Annotated in this window: 7 protein-coding genes, 6 rRNA genes and 1 pseudogene; 5 read left to right on the top strand and 9 right to left on the bottom strand. The window is 52.2% G+C overall.

Annotation, left to right across the window (positions count from 1 at the left end; genetic code table 11):
- The first annotated feature begins 12 nt into the window (after window positions 1–12).
- Window positions 13–1,701 carry a DNA repair helicase XPB gene (locus CFELI_RS03395; RefSeq protein WP_277103976.1) on the top strand — a complete coding sequence of 563 codons (1,689 nt, stop codon included), beginning with the start codon at window positions 13–15 and terminating at the stop codon, window positions 1,699–1,701.
- A complete protein-coding gene (locus CFELI_RS03390; protein ID WP_277103977.1) occupies window positions 1,688–2,326 on the top strand; it encodes a DUF3239 domain-containing protein in 639 nt (212 codons plus the stop codon). Before CFELI_RS03395 ends, CFELI_RS03390 begins: the two co-directional genes overlap by 14 nt.
- 66 nt (window positions 2,327–2,392) lie before the next feature.
- Here the strand turns inward: CFELI_RS03390 and CFELI_RS03385 are convergent, their stop codons facing one another.
- The 5 genes from CFELI_RS03385 to CFELI_RS03365 form a co-directional block, all read right to left on the bottom strand.
- Window positions 2,393–2,638 (bottom strand): hypothetical protein, encoded by a 246-nt coding sequence (locus tag CFELI_RS03385; protein ID WP_277103978.1) that lies wholly within the window; start codon window positions 2,636–2,638, stop codon window positions 2,393–2,395.
- A gap of 335 nt (window positions 2,639–2,973) precedes the next feature.
- Entirely contained in the window at window positions 2,974–3,099 is a 126-nt protein-coding gene (locus CFELI_RS03380; protein ID WP_277103979.1) for a hypothetical protein, read from the bottom strand.
- Window positions 3,100–3,479: 380 nt separating this feature from the next.
- Window positions 3,480–3,596: ribosomal RNA gene (gene rrf / locus CFELI_RS03375) — 5S ribosomal RNA — on the bottom strand.
- 103 nt (window positions 3,597–3,699) lie between these two features.
- Window positions 3,700–6,786: ribosomal RNA gene (locus CFELI_RS03370) — 23S ribosomal RNA — on the bottom strand.
- Window positions 6,787–7,171: 385 nt separating this feature from the next.
- Window positions 7,172–8,690 (bottom strand): 16S ribosomal RNA (locus CFELI_RS03365).
- Together the 16S, 23S and 5S rRNA genes form the textbook arrangement of a ribosomal RNA operon.
- Before the next feature lie 613 nt (window positions 8,691–9,303).
- On the opposite strand from CFELI_RS03365, the gene CFELI_RS03360 reads away from it, so the two are divergent.
- From CFELI_RS03360 to CFELI_RS03350, 3 genes are read left to right on the top strand one after another with little or no spacing between them, the layout of a single operon-like run.
- Window positions 9,304–10,386 carry an iron ABC transporter substrate-binding protein gene (locus CFELI_RS03360; protein WP_277104978.1) on the top strand — a complete coding sequence of 361 codons (1,083 nt, stop codon included), beginning with the start codon at window positions 9,304–9,306 and terminating at the stop codon, window positions 10,384–10,386.
- A 6-nt stretch (window positions 10,387–10,392) separates the two neighbouring features.
- The gene (locus tag CFELI_RS03355) at window positions 10,393–11,901 is read left to right on the top strand and encodes an ABC transporter permease (protein ID WP_277104979.1); all 1,509 of its coding nucleotides are present in this window, start codon (window positions 10,393–10,395) and stop codon (window positions 11,899–11,901) included.
- A 4-nt stretch (window positions 11,902–11,905) separates the two neighbouring features.
- Window positions 11,906–12,865 carry an ABC transporter ATP-binding protein gene (locus CFELI_RS03350; RefSeq protein ID WP_277104980.1) on the top strand — a complete coding sequence of 320 codons (960 nt, stop codon included), beginning with the start codon at window positions 11,906–11,908 and terminating at the stop codon, window positions 12,863–12,865.
- A gap of 154 nt (window positions 12,866–13,019) precedes the next feature.
- On the opposite strand, the gene rrf (CFELI_RS03345) is transcribed toward CFELI_RS03350, so the two are convergent.
- The 4 genes and pseudogenes from rrf (CFELI_RS03345) to CFELI_RS03330 form a co-directional block, all read right to left on the bottom strand.
- Window positions 13,020–13,136, bottom strand: a 5S ribosomal RNA gene (rrf, locus tag CFELI_RS03345).
- 105 nt (window positions 13,137–13,241) lie between these two features.
- Window positions 13,242–16,328: ribosomal RNA gene (locus CFELI_RS03340) — 23S ribosomal RNA — on the bottom strand.
- Between the two features lie 385 nt (window positions 16,329–16,713).
- Window positions 16,714–18,237 (bottom strand): 16S ribosomal RNA (locus CFELI_RS03335).
- Window positions 18,238–18,724: 487 nt separating this feature from the next.
- A pseudogene (locus CFELI_RS03330) lies at window positions 18,725–19,491 on the bottom strand (ATP-binding cassette domain-containing protein).
- Between the last annotated feature and the right edge of the window lie 6 nt (window positions 19,492–19,497).

Genomic DNA, 19,497 nt, shown 5'->3' with positions numbered 1-19,497 from the left:
GGTTTAGTGGTGATGAATACTTTTGGCGCGCTGATTGTGCAATCAGATAAGACTGTGTTGCTGGAAGTTGATCATCCGCACGCGGCGCAGGCGAGGGCAGCTCTTGCGCCTTTCGCGGAGCTTGAGCGCGCACCCGAGCATGTGCATACGTATCGCATCACTCCGCTTGCGTTGTGGAATGCGCGTGCGGCCGGCCATGATGCGGAGCAGGTTGTGGATATGTTGGAGACGCATTCGCGCTTCCCTGTCCCCCAAGCATTGCTTATCGACGTCGTTGAGTTGATGTCCCGTTATGGCAGGGTTCGTTTGCACAAGCACCCGGCGCACGGTTTGGTTTTGGAATCTGCTGAACCCGCGATTTTAGCGGAGATTTCGCGCCATAAGAAGATCCAGCCGATGTTGGGTGCGCAGATTGATGCGGAAAATATTGTGGTGCACCCCTCTGAGCGGGGGCGTTTAAAGCAAGAGTTGCTGAAAGTCGGCTGGCCTGCTGAAGATCTCGCGGGCTATGTTGATGGCGAAGCGCACCCCATTGAGTTGAGTTGTGAAAAAGAACAATGGGAATTGCGCGACTACCAAAAGAATGCCGCTGATTCTTTCTGGGAGGGTGGCTCTGGCGTTGTCGTGCTGCCCTGTGGCGCGGGCAAAACTATGGTGGGTGCGGCAGCGATGGCGCGGGCACAGTGCACCACCCTCATCTTGGTGACCAACACTGTTGCGGGGCGTCAGTGGCGCGATGAGCTGCTGCGCCGCACCTCATTGAGCCCTGAGGAAATCGGTGAATATTCCGGTGAGAAGAAAGAGATTCGCCCTATCACCATTGCTACCTATCAGGTTGTGACCCGAAAAACGAAGGGGGAATACCGTGCGCTTGAGCTGTTTGATTCCCGCGACTGGGGTTTGATTATTTACGATGAAGTGCATCTTTTGCCCGCACCGGTGTTTCGCATGACCTCGGATTTGCAGTCACGGCGTCGATTAGGGCTCACTGCGACCCTTGTGCGCGAAGACGGACGCGAAGGTGATGTGTTTTCCCTCATCGGGCCGAAGCGTTACGACGCCCCTTGGAAAGACCTCGAAATGCAGGGTTTCATCGCAACCGCCGAATGCATCGAGGTACGCACGACCCTCACCGAAGCAGAGCGCATGGAATATGCGCTTGCGGAAAGCCACGAACGGTACCGCTTCGCTGCCTGTGCACACACAAAAATGCACACCATCAGGCAGCTGCTTGAACACCACAGCGGCGACCAAACCCTGATTATCGGCGCATACGTGGACCAACTGGAACACATCGGTGCCACCTTCAACCTGCCTGTGATTGATGGTAAGACCAGCACGAAAAAGCGCGAGCAGCTATTCCAGCAGTTCCGTGACAACGAAATTACCACCTTGGTCGTGAGTAAGGTCGCGAACTTCTCTATCGATTTGCCCGAAGCAACTGTGGCGATCCAAGTGTCCGGCACCTTTGGTTCCCGCCAAGAAGAAGCCCAACGCTTAGGCCGACTTCTGCGCCCGAAGAAAGACGGCGGTGAAGCTTTTTTCTACTCTGTTGTCAGCCGCGATACCATCGACACGGACTATGCTGCGCACAGGCAACGCTTTCTCGCTGAGCAAGGCTACGCTTACCGCATCCTCGACCACGCGGATTTACCCGTATTACTTACAACAATGAAGGAGCAAGGCCATGAAAAATTTTAATTTTAGCGTCGATAATGAGCACGCTAAGAAAAATAATGAGCTGCTCAAAGACACCAAACGCCTGCAAATATCAGCAGCCTTGTTCGGTTTCATTCTGCTCGGTGTGGGCTACGGACTAAGCCATGTTTACCCTGGCACTTTAGGCACGATTATCATCGGCACCTTTGCAGTGATGGCAGTGGTCAGCTTTGCACTCATCTTCGTCATCCCTCGACAGGTAGGCACCGCCGATAAGCTCTATGCCACCTATGAGTTGTGCCCTGCGGTGATCGCTGAAGTGAACCCGCGCGACATGGTGTTACTTGCGCTTGTCAATATAAACGCAAACCGTGAAGGTGAACCTCGATGGGGTCTTGCAACGCGCACGATTACCCGCCTTGAAGGGCACAATCGCAAGAAGGGTGAGCGCGTGCCTTCCGTGGCAGTAACGGGGCGTCGCAGTGTAAAAAGCCAAGAGGTCTGGGATGAAATTTCCCCGATGCCCATTGCGTGGGGAACAACTGATGCGACTGTGATTAAAGAAGCGACAAAGACGATTCCTTTCGAACAGTGGAATCTTCTGGAAAAGAATGTGTCAAAACTCGATCAGGTTAAAGCAACCCGCTTCAACCTTCTTCCATTGTAAAAACATCAAAAAACTCCTCCTGACCCCGGTGAAATGCGGCCAGGAGGAGTTTTTTCTTGCGCTTTATTAGAACACTGGGATGCCAGGGATAGCGTGGCCTACGAGCAAACCACGGCTGATCAGTGCCTGAATAACTGTCAAGGTCATAGCAACCGATGATCCAATGGAAGAAGCAATATTAAGAAGGATCGGAATGATTCCAACCGCCGACAAACCGTCAGCGCCCTGCGCAGATGCTGGGGCTGCGGTGAGAATGGACACGACAGCGGTGGTCGACACAGCTGCGAAAGTATTACGAACAAACTTCTTCATTTAGTCTCCCAACTACTACAGGGGTAGCAAACTGTTTAAGAAAAGCACATCTGATGCACTTGCTAGGAAACTACCATGAGTCAGCTGGGAATTTGCTAAAAATACTTTTCAACACCCCCGCCTCTCACTGAAGTGACACTCCCCCACCATGAACAAACCACGGCTATGAGCATGTATTTTTCAATCTACCGTTCCGACAAGAGTTCAAGAAAACCACCAACACACGGGGGTAGCACATTAAATACCTTCGTTATGTATACACATGAATAATCCGGCCAGCCCGAGCAGGAGATCAAAGCACGGGGTAGCCGGAGTGACTGGACAATCAGCCTAATTTAGAGTGCTGGGTAGTTAGGGATGGGGGGAAGGCGAAGGTAGCCGCGGTGGACTGCAGAATTGTAAATAACGCCAACAATTGCCCAGAACACTACGAAGGAGGCGATACTGGAAAGAAGAGCCATGGCACAAAGCCCTTTCAGGTGAGAGCGCTTAAGTATGACAAGCGCAAATGGAGACAGTGGACAACACTTACAAACGCTAGAAACTACCGTTTGCAAGGACAAACCTAGTGCAAGAAACCGTATGATCCCTGCACAAGGCTCTGAAAAAATATTCGCACAGCTACAGCCGACCAGCAAGGGAAACGAAAAATAATACCCCCAACAAAATAATTTTCTTATAATACTTTTTTAACAATCCCAGTTCAGTTCGAGTTGAAAATTCTCAGCATTAAGGTAAAGGGGGTAATTATGTGTGTCATGTGACACAGGCCTGAATAAAGGTCTGGGGACGCACAAAAGCCCACCCTTTGGTGGGGGTGGGCTTTTGTTGTGAAGTTTTTGGTCGGCGGTGTCTTACTCTCCCACAAACTCCCGTTTGCAGTACCATCAGCGCTGTCGGGCTTAGCTTCCGGGTTCGGAATGGGACCGGGCGTGTCCCCGACGCTATGACCACCGACACATTTTTTTGGGTTGTGTGTGTTGTGGGTGTTTGTGTTGTGTCAGTGACTGTGTAGTGGACGCGGTGTTGTGTTTTGTTTGTTGTGTTTTGTGTTTTGTTTTGGGGTTGTTTGTTGGTGTATTAGTACCAGTCGTCTTCTCACATTGCTGTGTTTGCAACTCTGGCCTATCAACCCGGTAGTCTTCCGGGCACCTCAAGTGAAACCTCATCTTAGAACAGGCTTCCCGCTTAGATGCTTTCAGCGGTTATCCCTTCCGTACGTAGCTAACCAGCTATGCCACTGGCGTGACAACTGGCACACTAGAGGTACGTCCGTCCCGGTCCTCTCGTACTAGGGACAGCTTTCTTCAAGTTTCAACGCGCGCGGCGGATAGAGACCGAACTGTCTCACGACGTTCTAAACCCAGCTCGCGTGCCGCTTTAATGGGCGAACAGCCCAACCCTTGGGACCTACTCCAGCCCCAGGATGCGACGAGCCGACATCGAGGTGCCAAACCATCCCGTCGATATGGACTCTTGGGGAAGATCAGCCTGTTATCCCCGGGGTACCTTTTATCCGTTGAGCGACACCACTTCCACTCGTAGGTGCCGGATCACTAGTCCCTACTTTCGTACCTGCTTGAGTTGTCACTCTCACAGTCAAGCTCCCTTGTGCACTTACACTCAACACCTGATTGCCAACCAGGCTGAGGGAACCTTTGGGCGCCTCCGTTACTTTTTAGGAGGCAACCGCCCCAGTTAAACTACCCACCAGGCACTGTCCCCAACCCAGATCATGGGCCAAGGTTAAGGTGCTCAATCCGATCAGAGTGGTATTTCAACAACGACTCCACCACACCTAGCGATGCGGTTTCCTAGTCTCCCACCTATCCTACACAAACCGAACCAAACACCAATACCAAGCTATAGTGAAGGTCCCGGGGTCTTTTCGTCCTGCCGCGCGTAACGAGCATCTTTACTCGTAGTGCAATTTCACCGGGCCTGTGGTTGAGACAGCAGGGAAGTCGTTACGCCATTCGTGCAGGTCGGAACTTACCCGACAAGGAATTTCGCTACCTTAGGATGGTTATAGTTACCACCGCCGTTTACTGGGGCTTAAATTCTCCGCTTCGCAACACAAGTGTTGCTAACAGGTCCTCTTAACCTTCCAGCACCGGGCAGGCGTCAGTCCGTATACATCAACTTCCACGTTTTCGCACGGACCTGTGTTTTTAATAAACAGTCGCTTCCCTCTATTCTCTGCGACCACCACCAGCTCAACCAGTTTGTCACCAGCAGTGGTCCCCCTTCTCCCGAAGTTACGGGGGCATTTTGCCGAGTTCCTTAACCACAGTTCACCCGAACGCCTTAGTATTCTCTACCTGACCACCTGTGTCGGTTATGGGTACGGGCCATATATGCACTCGCTAGAGGCTTTTCTCGGCAGCATAGGATCACCAACATCCCCACACACATGTGGGTACGCATCACGCCTCACCCTTCTATGCAGAACGGATTTGCCTATTCTGCGGGCCACACGCTTACACCACAATCCACTAAGTGGCTTGGCTACCTTCCTGCGTCACCCCATCACTTGACTACTACCCACTCAGATCCCACGCACGCGCACACCAACACTACAAGTAGTAATCAGTGTGTTTGTGGGTGGTTAGTATCATGGATTCATCATTGGGCGCGCATATACGGGTACCAGAATATCAACTGGTTGTCCATCGACTACGCCTGTCGGCCTCGCCTTAGGTCCCGACTCACCCTGGGAAGATTAGCTTGACCCAGGAACCCTTAGTCATCCGGCGGACATGTTTCTCACATGTCATTCGTTACTCATGCCTGCATTCTCACTCGCACACATTCCACACCAGCGGTTACCCGGGTGCTTCAACACGTGCACGACGCTCCCCTACCCAACCAACCCCAAAAGGAGTTGATTGCCGCGGCTTCGGCGGTGTACTTGAGCCCCGCTACATTGTCGGCGCAGAACCACTCGACCAGTGAGCTATTACGCACTCTTTCAAGGATGGCTGCTTCTAAGCCAACCTCCTGGCTGTCTTCGCGATCCCACATCCTTTCCCACTTAGTACACTCTTAGGGGCCTTAACCGGCGATCTGGGCTGTTTCCCTCTCGACCAACGGAGCTTATCCCCCGCAGTCTCACTGCCGTGCTCTAACTTCACCGGCATTCGGAGTTTGGCTGACATTGCTAAGATTGTGGTCCCGCTCAACCAACCAGTAGCTCTACCTCCAGGAAGAAACACACGACGCTGCACCTAAATGCATTTCGGGGAGAACCAGCTATCACGGAGTTTGATTGGCCTTTCACCCCTACCCACAGCTCATCCCCTCAGTTTTCAACCTAAGTGGGTTCGCGCCTCCACAGCATCTTACTGCTGCTTCACACTGGCCATGGGTAGATCACCCCGCTTCGGGTCCAGGACATGCCACTAACTCACCCTCATTAGGATTCGCTTTCGCTACGGCTACCCAACACTGGTTAACCTCGCGACATGCCGCTGACTCGCAGGCTCATTCTTCAAAAGGCACGCCATCACCCAAACAAATCAGGCTCTGACGGATTGTAAGCACACGGTTTCAGGTACTATTTCACTCCCCTCCCGGGGTACTTTTCACCATTCCCTCACGGTACTTGATCCGCTATCGGTCACACTAAGTATTTAGGCTTACCGGGTGGTCCCGGCAAATTCACAGCAGATTCCACGAGCCCGCTGCTACTCGGGTATCCAACAACACAACACAACATGCTTTCACGTACAGGACTCTCACCTTCTACAGTGGGCGATTCCACACCACTTCCGCTAACACATCATAAATTATGCCCAGGTGTGACAGCACCTAGAAAGTCAAACCCCACGACCCCGCACACGCAACCCCTGCCAGGTATCACACGCATACGGTTTAGCCTCATCCACGTTCGCTCGCCACTACTAGCGGAATCACAATTGTTTTCTTCTCCTGCGGGTACTGAGATGTTTCACTTCCCCGCGTAAACCCCCACACCAGCTATGAATTCACTAGTGGGTAACTACACATAACTGCAGCCAGGTTTCCCCATTCGGACACCCTCGGATCAACGCTCTATTGGCAACTCCCCGAGGCTTAACGCAGCCTTACACGTCCTTCATCGGCTTAGCATGCCAAGGCATCCACCGTGTGCTCTTACTCAAACAACACACCAAAATGACAAAAAACACTAAGACAAACAAACACCACACACAAAAAAGAGAGTGTGTGAACATCTGTCATCAAAAAAAATTAAGAATAAAGATAAAAATGCTCGCGTCCACTATACAGTTCTCACACAACACACCAACACCAACCACCACCACAACCCCCACAAGGAGCCACAGCAATTACTGATATCGGCCACCAGGAAAACACACATGTCATCCCAGACACCCAACAGCATGCCAACACACACATATAATTTTTTTGCTTGAAGTATCACAATTTTGTTACCCCGTGTGATATCTGATCACACACAAAGCGGGTTTGCTCCACCCGGATTTATAAAAAATATAGAGCTCACACAACTGTGTGAAACAAAAAGCTCCTTAGAAAGGAGGTGATCCAGCCGCACCTTCCGGTACGGCTACCTTGTTACGACTTCGTCCCAATCGCCGATCCCACCTTCGACAGCTCCTCCCAAAAAAGGTTAGGCCACTGGCTTCGGGTGTTACCAACTTTCATGACGTGACGGGCGGTGTGTACAAGGCCCGGGAACGTATTCACCGCAGCGTTGCTGATCTGCGATTACTAGCGACTCCGACTTCATGGGGTCGAGTTGCAGACCCAATCCGAACTGAGGCTTTCAGCGATTCGCTCACCCTCACGGGCTGGCAACGCGTTGTACCGACCATTGTAGCATGTGTGAAGCCCTGGACATAAGGGGCATGATGATTTGACGTCATCCCCACCTTCCTCCGAGTTAACCCCGGCAGTCTCTCATGAGTCCCCACCATAACGTGCTGGCAACATAAGACAAGGGTTGCGCTCGTTGCGGGACTTAACCCAACATCTCACGACACGAGCTGACGACAACCATGCACCACCTGTATACAGACCACAAGGGAAACTACATCTCTGCAGCCGTCCTGTATATGTCAAGCCCAGGTAAGGTTCTTCGCGTTGCATCGAATTAATCCACATGCTCCGCCGCTTGTGCGGGCCCCCGTCAATTCCTTTGAGTTTTAGCCTTGCGGCCGTACTCCCCAGGCGGGGCGCTTAATGCGTTAGCTACGGCACAGAAGTCGTGGAAGACCCCTACACCTAGCGCCCACCGTTTACGGCATGGACTACCAGGGTATCTAATCCTGTTCGCTCCCCATGCTTTCGCTCCTCAGCGTCAGTTACTGCCCAGAGACCTGCCTTCGCCATCGGTGTTCCTCCTGATATCTGCGCATTCCACCGCTACACCAGGAATTCCAGTCTCCCCTACAGCACTCAAGTTATGCCCGTATCGCCTGCAGCTCCGGAGTTAAGCCCCGGTATTTCACAGACGACGCGACAAACCACCTACGAGCTCTTTACGCCCAGTAATTCCGGACAACGCTTGCACCCTACGTATTACCGCGGCTGCTGGCACGTAGTTAGCCGGTGCTTCTTATACAGGTACCGTCACAAAAGCTTCGTCCCTGTCGAAAGAGGTTTACAACCCGAAGGCCGTCATCCCCCACGCGGCGTCGCTGCATCAGGCTTGCGCCCATTGTGCAATATTCCCCACTGCTGCCTCCCGTAGGAGTCTGGGCCGTATCTCAGTCCCAATGTGGCCGTCCACCCTCTCAGGCCGGCTACCCGTCGACGCCTTGGTAGGCCATTACCCCACCAACAAGCTGATAGGCCGCGGGCTCATCTCGTACCGAAAAAACTTTCCACCACCAACACTAAATGATGGTCCTATCCGGTATTAGACCCAGTTTCCCAAGCTTATCCCGAAGTACGAGGCAGATCACCCACGTGTTACTCACCCGTTCGCCACTCGAGCACCCCAACAAAAGCTGAGGCCTTTCCGTTCGACTTGCATGTGTTAAGCACGCCGCCAGCGTTCGTCCTGAGCCAGGATCAAACTCTCCACAAAAAACAAGAACAAAAACTATTCCTGCCCAAGGCTCGTGAAAAGCCCAACCAAACCGGCAAAAAAACAAACAACCAGCCCACACAACACCCAACCCAAAAGCCAGGCACCATGCGAAAATGATTGAAAAAAACAAAAAAAGACAACAACCTCCCCCAACCCGACGGGGCAAAAAACGGGGAAGGCAAAAGAATCGAATCATCAATCCCGTCATCCAACAGCAAACAATTTAACAAGCAAGCCACACTTGCCGGCCAAACCCACCATCAAACAACAAAACCAACAACCCAAACAAAAAACAAAAGTACATTGGCACACTATTGAGTTCTCAAACAACACAAACCACATAAAATCCTAAGACCAACCTGTGATTTTTGTTTCCGTCGCTCTTGGCGACTCAAATTAATTTACACACCCCACCACACAAGTACAAACTCGCAGTACAAGCCCTCAAAAGAACAAGTGCTAACAGTGCTAAACGTCGACACCTACACGCTAGACACATTCTTATAGTTCGATAGTTGTAGACAGTATCAATCAATCTATGTTAGGTTAGCTACAGCTGTACTAATTTAGGTGCGGTTTTGCAATGTTCCTGTAATTCTTAGAGGTGTTTATGCGTTCTCCTTATCGTTTTCTTCTCGCATCGACCGCGTCGGTGGCCCTCGTAGGTGGATTGACTGCATGCTCGAACAGCGATACTTCGTCTACTTCTGCAACTACCTCGGCTGCTGATTCAGCTCAGAAACAGTCCAGTGACGATACTTTGGTGATCTATTCAGGTCGTAGTGAAGACTTGGTGGCACCACTGATTGAGATGTTCGAAGAGAAAACCGGCATCAAAACTGAAGTTCGATATGGAAAAACTGCTGAACAAGCTCAGTTGCTGTTGACCGAAGGTGAGAAGTCACCAGCTGAGGTCTTTTTCTCCCAAGAAGCTGGCGCTTTGGGCTTAGTGGGCGATGCAGATTTACTTGCGCCTCTTCCTGCCGAGGTTTTTGAATCCGTTCCCGCTAATTTCTCTTCTTCTGAGAAGAAGTGGGTCGGTGTTACCGGCCGTGCTCGCGTGGTTGCGTACAACAAAGACAAGGTCCAAGAGTCCGACGCACCTGACACCATTGATGCACTGGTGGATCCGAAATGGGCCGAGCAGATCGGTGTCGCTCCCGGTAACGCTTCGTTCCTTTCCTTCGTCACCGCTATGCGTGTAGAAAAGGGTGACGATTTTACTCGTGAGTGGTTGCAGAAGCTTGTTGACAACAAGGTAAAGACCTACGAGAAGAACACTGGCATCCTTGAGGCAGTAAATAGTGGCGAGATTTCGCTCGGTCTGATTAACCACTACTACTGGTACTTGGATGCTGCTGAGAAGGGTGCTGAGAACATGACCGCTCAGCTGAAGTTCGGTAAGCCGGGCGACTTGGCTTCCCTCGTGAACGTGACTGGCGTTGGTGTCACCAAGAAGGCAGAGAAGGATCCTCAGGCATTGGAGTTTGTGAAGTTCCTGCTGTCAGAAGATGCACAGAAGTACTTTGCCACCGAGACCTACGAGTATCCTTTGGTTGCGTCTGTGTCCGCACCAGAAGGTGTTCCAGCGATGGATCCAACGTCGAACCCTGATTTCGATTTGTCCAAGCTGTCATCGGTAGATGAGACTGCAGCGATGATTGATGAAGTTGGCTTGACCTTCACCAAATAAGTTGTAGTGACTACTTCACAACGGTTTCTTTTAGGTTTAGCGATCTGCGCAGCTGCATTAGTGGCCGCCCCACTTTTCTTCCTAGTCGCAGAGTTGATGACCGCTCCTTCTGGGGCGGTCATCCGCGCATTATCCCGCCCCAATACTGTTTCGCATTCGCTTAATACTTTGTATTTAGTGGCAACGGTGGCTGCGGGTTCGCTGCTTTTGGGTATCTCCACAGCTTTTTGCTTGGTCAGAGTTGCGCTGCCGCTTCCCCGACTGTGGTGGATAGCTGCAACATTGCCACTTGCGATTCCGTCCTATGTAGCTGGGCTATCGTGGGTTTCCGCCACAGATCTACGCGGTTTCGTCGGCTCTTGGCTGGTATTGGTTCTAGCAACCACACCGTATGTCACGCTGCCTACCGCTGCTGCTTTTCGACGCGCGGACCGTGGCATCGAAGACGTCGCTCGGACGCTCGGTACAGGCCCTGTGTTGACTTTTATTCGCATGTCGCTGCCCCAGGTAATGCCCGCCGCTGCGGCTGGGGCGTTGTTGGTCGCGCTTTATTGCTTAGCCGAGTACGGGGTGGTTTCCATCATGCGGTTTCCTACCCTAACCCCAGCCGTGCAAACCGCGTTTTCCGGCAGCTTCAATAGGACTCTTGCGATCGTTTTGTCTGCGCTTTTAGTGCTCTTGGCAATCATCGTAGTAGCTTGCGAGCGGCTACTGAGGCAGCCGGTAACAGCGACTCGAATTACGCATGGCAATAGGCCACCACATTCTCTTCCGTGGTGGGCTACCGTAGGTGTCTGCACGTGGCTATTGGTAATTTTTGCTTTGAGCGTTGGGCTACCCATTGGGGAACAGCTGTACCGTTTATCTCTGAGTGTGGCGCAACGTGAATTCGAGGGTATGCGTCTGCTGACTGCGTTAGGTACAACCGTTGCGCTTGGGCTTATTGGGGCTGCACTTGCCACCGCGTTGGCGTTGCCCATTAGTGTGCTGGCCGCGCGTCGTAAAGCACAATCGGTGGCTGTCATTGAGACGGTAACCTACATCGGGCACGGCTTACCCGGAGTGGTGTTGGGCTTATCGATGGTTTATCTTGCCCTAAAGTTCCTGCCGTTTTTGTATCAAACGATGCTGCTGATGGTCGTAGCTTATGCAATTATGTTTGTTCCTAAAGCGATGGGAAGCACCCGTACTGCTATCGCCCAAGTTCCCACCACCTTAGAAGATGCTGCACGCAGCTTAGGTCGTAATCCCCGTCGAACATGGCTAGAGGTCACGGCGCGGTTGTCATGGCCGGGTATTGCTTCCGGCGCGCTGATCGTTGCTGTGACAGTGATGAAAGAACTGCCGGCGACGTTGATGATGCGTCCCATTGGGACCGATACGTTGGCTACCAGGCTTTGGCAGCTTAGTGATATTAACGCCTACGGTGCCGCCGCTCCCTATGCCTTGGCATTAATCGCCGCAGCTAGTATTCCGGCATTAATGCTGGCCGGTTCCCCCGAATCAGATAGGTAAAATCGTGACCCCTGCCCTTGTGTTAAAAGACGTCTCCGCCGTATACCGTAATTCACCGCGTCCGGTGGTCGATAACGTTAATCTGCAGCTTAAAACAGGCGAGTTACTTGCCATTTTAGGTCCCAGTGGTTGCGGTAAAACTACGTTACTGCGGGTGATTTCAGGGCTCATGCCTGCATCGGGCGGCACCATCGAACTTGGTGGAACCACGGTTGTCTCCGCTAACACCAATATTCCGCCGGAGCGGCGACGAATCGGGCTAGTCCCCCAAGATGCAGCTTTATTTCCGCACCTTACTGTTGCTCAAAACGTCGCATTTGGGCTGGGCAAACACCCGAATAAAGCTGCGCGCGTTGCAGAAATGCTTGAGCTTGTCGACGTCGCCGGCTTGGCGGATCGCAAACCCGCGCAGCTGTCGGGCGGGCAAGCTCAGCGGGTAGCACTTGCGCGTGCACTCGCGCCCAACCCCGCGCTGGTGCTTTTAGATGAACCGTTTTCTGCACTGGATGCTGCATTACGTACGCGGCTGCGGATGGATATCGTTGCTATTTTAGCCGCTGCGAATGCTTCAGCTATTTTGGTGACCCACGACCAGGATGAGGCTTTGTCGATGGCGCATCGGGTCGCTGTGATGAACGGTGGGGTAATTGCGCAGTGTGGCACTCCCAGCGAGGTCTATAACGCACCCACATCTGAGTGGGTCGCGCGTTTCTTGGGTACTTGCACGGTTCTTGACGACACTCTTGTCGTGCGACCCGAACAAGTCAGCCTGAGTTCTACCGAAGAATCTGGTAATTTTGCCGCGACCATTCGTTCCATCGAGTTTCTTGGCCATTCCACCATGTATGTGGTCGAACGCGGTGATGGGGTGAGGTTAAGCTCCCGCTGCTTAGGTGCACCGAGGTGGCAGCCAGGTGATACTGTGTCGGTTCACCTCGCAGCTGATCTCCACCGTTTAAGCTAAATCAGCTCGTTTGGGCTTGTCGACGTCGTGGGCTGTGTCGTAGTTTTGTTGCTGTTGCGAAGGCCTTAGCGCCTTCGCTTAGTATTTTTTTTGGACTGTTTATATGTGAAAAGCCCACCCTTTGGTGGGGGTGGGCTTTTGTTGTGAAGTTTTTGGTCGGCGGTGTCTTACTCTCCCACAAACTCCCGTTTGCAGTACCATCAGCGCTGTCGGGCTTAGCTTCCGGGTTCGGAATGGGACCGGGCGTGTCCCCGACGCTATGACCACCGACACATTTTTTTGGGTTGTGTGTGTTTTTGGGGTGTTTGTGTTGTGTCAGTGACTGTGTAGTGGACGCGGTGTTGTGTTTTGTTTGTTGTGTTTTGTGTTTTGTTTTGGGGTTGTTTGTTGGTGTATTAGTACCAGTCGTCTTCTCACATTGCTGTGTTTGCAACTCTGGCCTATCAACCCGGTAGTCTTCCGGGCACCTCAAGTGAAACCTCATCTTAGAACAGGCTTCCCGCTTAGATGCTTTCAGCGGTTATCCCTTCCGTACGTAGCTAACCAGCTATGCCACTGGCGTGACAACTGGCACACTAGAGGTACGTCCGTCCCGGTCCTCTCGTACTAGGGACAGCTTTCTTCAAGTTTCAACGCGCGCGGCGGATAGAGACCGAACTGTCTCACGACGTTCTAAACCCAGCTCGCGTGCCGCTTTAATGGGCGAACAGCCCAACCCTTGGGACCTACTCCAGCCCCAGGATGCGACGAGCCGACATCGAGGTGCCAAACCATCCCGTCGATATGGACTCTTGGGGAAGATCAGCCTGTTATCCCCGGGGTACCTTTTATCCGTTGAGCGACACCACTTCCACTCGTAGGTGCCGGATCACTAGTCCCTACTTTCGTACCTGCTTGAGTTGTCACTCTCACAGTCAAGCTCCCTTGTGCACTTACACTCAACACCTGATTGCCAACCAGGCTGAGGGAACCTTTGGGCGCCTCCGTTACTTTTTAGGAGGCAACCGCCCCAGTTAAACTACCCACCAGGCACTGTCCCCAACCCAGATCATGGGCCAAGGTTAAGGTGCTCAATCCGATCAGAGTGGTATTTCAACAACGACTCCACCACACCTAGCGATGCGGTTTCCTAGTCTCCCACCTATCCTACACAAACCGAACCAAACACCAATACCAAGCTATAGTGAAGGTCCCGGGGTCTTTTCGTCCTGCCGCGCGTAACGAGCATCTTTACTCGTAGTGCAATTTCACCGGGCCTGTGGTTGAGACAGCAGGGAAGTCGTTACGCCATTCGTGCAGGTCGGAACTTACCCGACAAGGAATTTCGCTACCTTAGGATGGTTATAGTTACCACCGCCGTTTACTGGGGCTTAAATTCTCCGCTTCGCAACACAAGTGTTGCTAACAGGTCCTCTTAACCTTCCAGCACCGGGCAGGCGTCAGTCCGTATACATCAACTTCCACGTTTTCGCACGGACCTGTGTTTTTAATAAACAGTCGCTTCCCTCTATTCTCTGCGACCACCACCAGCTCAACCAGTTTGTCACCAGCAGTGGTCCCCCTTCTCCCGAAGTTACGGGGGCATTTTGCCGAGTTCCTTAACCACAGTTCACCCGAACGCCTTAGTATTCTCTACCTGACCACCTGTGTCGGTTATGGGTACGGGCCATATATGCACTCGCTAGAGGCTTTTCTCGGCAGCATAGGATCACCAACATCCCCACACACATGTGGGTACGCATCACGCCTCACCCTTCTATGCAGAACGGATTTGCCTATTCTGCGGGCCACACGCTTACACCACAATCCACTAAGTGGCTTGGCTACCTTCCTGCGTCACCCCATCACTTGACTACTACCCACTCAGATCCCACGCACGCGCACACCAACACTACAAGTAGTAATCAGTGTGTTTGTGGGTGGTTAGTATCATGGATTCATCATTGGGCGCGCATATACGGGTACCAGAATATCAACTGGTTGTCCATCGACTACGCCTGTCGGCCTCGCCTTAGGTCCCGACTCACCCTGGGAAGATTAGCTTGACCCAGGAACCCTTAGTCATCCGGCGGACATGTTTCTCACATGTCATTCGTTACTCATGCCTGCATTCTCACTCGCACACATTCCACACCAGCGGTTACCCGGGTGCTTCAACACGTGCACGACGCTCCCCTACCCAACCAACCCCAAAAGGAGTTGATTGCCGCGGCTTCGGCGGTGTACTTGAGCCCCGCTACATTGTCGGCGCAGAACCACTCGACCAGTGAGCTATTACGCACTCTTTCAAGGATGGCTGCTTCTAAGCCAACCTCCTGGCTGTCTTCGCGATCCCACATCCTTTCCCACTTAGTACACTCTTAGGGGCCTTAACCGGCGATCTGGGCTGTTTCCCTCTCGACCAACGGAGCTTATCCCCCGCAGTCTCACTGCCGTGCTCTAACTTCACCGGCATTCGGAGTTTGGCTGACATTGCTAAGATTGTGGTCCCGCTCAACCAACCAGTAGCTCTACCTCCAGGAAGAAACACACGACGCTGCACCTAAATGCATTTCGGGGAGAACCAGCTATCACGGAGTTTGATTGGCCTTTCACCCCTACCCACAGCTCATCCCCTCAGTTTTCAACCTAAGTGGGTTCGCGCCTCCACAGCATCTTACTGCTGCTTCACACTGGCCATGGGTAGATCACCCCGCTTCGGGTCCAGGACATGCCACTAACTCACCCTCATTAGGATTCGCTTTCGCTACGGCTACCCAACACTGGTTAACCTCGCGACATGCCGCTGACTCGCAGGCTCATTCTTCAAAAGGCACGCCATCACCCAAACAAATCAGGCTCTGACGGATTGTAAGCACACGGTTTCAGGTACTATTTCACTCCCCTCCCGGGGTACTTTTCACCATTCCCTCACGGTACTTGATCCGCTATCGGTCACACTAAGTATTTAGGCTTACCGGGTGGTCCCGGCAAATTCACAGCAGATTCCACGAGCCCGCTGCTACTCGGGTATCCAACAACACAACACAACATGCTTTCACGTACAGGACTCTCACCTTCTACAGTGGGCGATTCCACACCACTTCCGCTAACACATCATAAATTATGCCCAGGTGTGACAGCACCTAGAAAGTCAAACCCCACGACCCCGCACACGCAACCCCTGCCAGGTATCACACGCATACGGTTTAGCCTCATCCACGTTCGCTCGCCACTACTAGCGGAATCACAATTGTTTTCTTCTCCTGCGGGTACTGAGATGTTTCACTTCCCCGCGTAAACCCCCACACCAGCTATGAATTCACTAGTGGGTAACTACACATAACTGCAGCCAGGTTTCCCCATTCGGACACCCTCGGATCAACGCTCTATTGGCAACTCCCCGAGGCTTAACGCAGCCTTACACGTCCTTCATCGGCTTAGCATGCCAAGGCATCCACCGTGTGCTCTTACTCAAACAACACACCAAAATGACAAAAAACACTAAGACAAACAAACACCACACACAAAAAAGAGAGTGTGTGAACATCTGTCATCAAAAAAAATTAAGAATAAAGATAAAAATGCTCGCGTCCACTATACAGTTCTCACACAACACACCAACACCAACCACCACCACAACCCCCACAAGGAGCCACAGCAATTACTGATATCGGCCACCAGGAAAACACACATGTCATCCCAGACACCCAACAGCATGCCAACACACACATATAATTTTTTTGCTTGAAGTATCACAATTTTGTTACCCCGTGTGATATCTGATCACACACAAAGCGGGTTTGCTCCACCCGGATTTATAAAAAATATAGAGCTCACACAACTGTGTGAAACAAAAAGCTCCTTAGAAAGGAGGTGATCCAGCCGCACCTTCCGGTACGGCTACCTTGTTACGACTTCGTCCCAATCGCCGATCCCACCTTCGACAGCTCCTCCCAAAAAAGGTTAGGCCACTGGCTTCGGGTGTTACCAACTTTCATGACGTGACGGGCGGTGTGTACAAGGCCCGGGAACGTATTCACCGCAGCGTTGCTGATCTGCGATTACTAGCGACTCCGACTTCATGGGGTCGAGTTGCAGACCCCAATCCGAACTGAGGCCGGCTTTCAGCGATTCGCTCACCCTCACGGGCTGGCAACGCGTTGTACCGACCATTGTAGCATGTGTGAAGCCCTGGACATAAGGGGCATGATGATTTGACGTCATCCCCACCTTCCTCCGAGTTAACCCCGGCAGTCTCTCATGAGTCCCCACCATAACGTGCTGGCAACATAAGACAAGGGTTGCGCTCGTTGCGGGACTTAACCCAACATCTCACGACACGAGCTGACGACAACCATGCACCACCTGTATACAGACCACAAGGGAAACTACATCTCTGCAGCCGTCCTGTATATGTCAAGCCCAGGTAAGGTTCTTCGCGTTGCATCGAATTAATCCACATGCTCCGCCGCTTGTGCGGGCCCCCGTCAATTCCTTTGAGTTTTAGCCTTGCGGCCGTACTCCCCAGGCGGGGCGCTTAATGCGTTAGCTACGGCACAGAAGTCGTGGAAGACCCCTACACCTAGCGCCCACCGTTTACGGCATGGACTACCAGGGTATCTAATCCTGTTCGCTCCCCATGCTTTCGCTCCTCAGCGTCAGTTACTGCCCAGAGACCTGCCTTCGCCATCGGTGTTCCTCCTGATATCTGCGCATTCCACCGCTACACCAGGAATTCCAGTCTCCCCTACAGCACTCAAGTTATGCCCGTATCGCCTGCAGCTCCGGAGTTAAGCCCCGGTATTTCACAGACGACGCGACAAACCACCTACGAGCTCTTTACGCCCAGTAATTCCGGACAACGCTTGCACCCTACGTATTACCGCGGCTGCTGGCACGTAGTTAGCCGGTGCTTCTTATACAGGTACCGTCACAAAAGCTTCGTCCCTGTCGAAAGAGGTTTACAACCCGAAGGCCGTCATCCCCCACGCGGCGTCGCTGCATCAGGCTTGCGCCCATTGTGCAATATTCCCCACTGCTGCCTCCCGTAGGAGTCTGGGCCGTATCTCAGTCCCAATGTGGCCGCCCACCCTCTCAGGCCGGCTACCCGTCGACGCCTTGGTAGGCCATTACCCCACCAACAAGCTGATAGGCCGCGGGCTCATCTCGTACCGAAAAAACTTTCCACCACCAACACTAAATGATGGTCCTATCCGGTATTAGACCCAGTTTCCCAAGCTTATCCCGAAGTACGAGGCAGATCACCCACGTGTTACTCACCCGTTCGCCACTCGAGCACCCCAACAAAAGCTGAGGCCTTTCCGTTCGACTTGCATGTGTTAAGCACGCCGCCAGCGTTCGTCCTGAGCCAGGATCAAACTCTCCACAAAAAACAAGAACAAAAAAATTCCTGCCCAAGGCTCGTGAAAAGCCCAACCAAACCGGCAAAAAAACAAACAACCAGCCCACACAACACCCAACCCAAAAGCCAGGCACCATGCGAAAATGATTGAAAAAAACAAAAAAAGACAACAACCTCCCCCAACCCGACGGGGCAAAAAACGGGGAAGGCAAAAGAATCGAATCATCAATCCCGTCATCCAACAGCAAACAATTTAACAAGCAAGCCACACTTGCCGGCCAAACCCACCATCAAACAACAAAACCAACAACCCAAACAAAAAACAAAAGTACATTGGCACACTATTGAGTTCTCAAACAACACGCCCGCAACCTCTCAAGCCAAAACCCATCGGAAGCGGTAAGAAGAAACCTTAACCGAATATAAACACCCTGTCAAGTAGCTTTCTCCTGCCACCACAACAACCACAATCCCGACTTCGGAACCTAGCTGCTCTCGCGGCGACTCGGATAAATCTACACCGTCTCGGCAAATAAACAAACTCTTAGGTCAAAGGCATATTTTTGGGGTTGCTGTGTTTTAGAAGCCGGGAAGGGACTCACAGGGTTCTCACTGACCATGATGGGGGTATTAAACAAAGCGATGAGCTTCTCCGCATCCATAATTTCCTCGACAGTTCCACAGTAAGCTATCTGGCTCTCCTTAACCGCGCAGATGTCGTTAACATATCGGGCAGCGAAGTTAATGTCGTGAAGAACCACAAAGATGGTGCGTCCGAATTCTTCCACAACTTGAGCAAGGCGTTACATCATCTCCACCGAGTGAGCCACATCGAGGTTATTCAGTGGTTCGCCCAAAAGTACGTAGTCGGTTTCTTGGCACAGCATCATCGCCACGTATGCACGCTGGCGTTGTCCACCCGAAAGCTGGTCGATATGATTTCTTCATCTTTTGCAATGAGTCTTCCATGAACATGTGGAAAACGACCAAAGCCCACAAGCTGACGCATGCTCGGCCGTGTAATGAAGTGGTTTTCTTGGCGCAGAATGCTCAACACCTTGGCAAGATCTGCGCACTGAGTGGAACTGACATCAAGTTCATCAACCGGGATCTGGCTTTCATCGATGTCGATCAATCGAGCTGCCATAGTGAGCAAGGTGAATTTACCTGGGCCGTTAGACATGACCAAAGCGGTAATTCCGCCAGCAGGCCTGTTCAGTGTGACAGGCCCGATGTTCACTTCGGAGGAGTAGTTTTTGCTGACACCGCACAGCGTGATCACACTCGT

The organism is Corynebacterium felinum, from assembly GCF_030408755.1.
GTDB lineage: Bacteria > Actinomycetota > Actinomycetes > Mycobacteriales > Mycobacteriaceae > Corynebacterium > Corynebacterium felinum.
Note: the sequence above shows the minus strand (reverse complement) of the source record. Positions and strands in the feature narration are given on the sequence as shown.

Excerpts from the sequence above, each read along its gene's own strand:
- CFELI_RS03395 (WP_277103976.1), top strand. The coding sequence starts at position 13 with ATGAATACTTTTGGCGCGCTGATTGTGCAATCAGATAAGACTGTGTTG.
- CFELI_RS03390 (WP_277103977.1), top strand. The coding sequence starts at position 1,688 with ATGAAAAATTTTAATTTTAGCGTCGATAATGAGCACGCTAAGAAAAAT.
- CFELI_RS03385 (WP_277103978.1), bottom strand. The coding sequence starts at position 2,638 with ATGAAGAAGTTTGTTCGTAATACTTTCGCAGCTGTGTCGACCACCGCT.
- CFELI_RS03380 (WP_277103979.1), bottom strand. The coding sequence starts at position 3,099 with ATGGCTCTTCTTTCCAGTATCGCCTCCTTCGTAGTGTTCTGGGCAATT.
- CFELI_RS03360 (WP_277104978.1), top strand. The coding sequence starts at position 9,304 with ATGCGTTCTCCTTATCGTTTTCTTCTCGCATCGACCGCGTCGGTGGCC.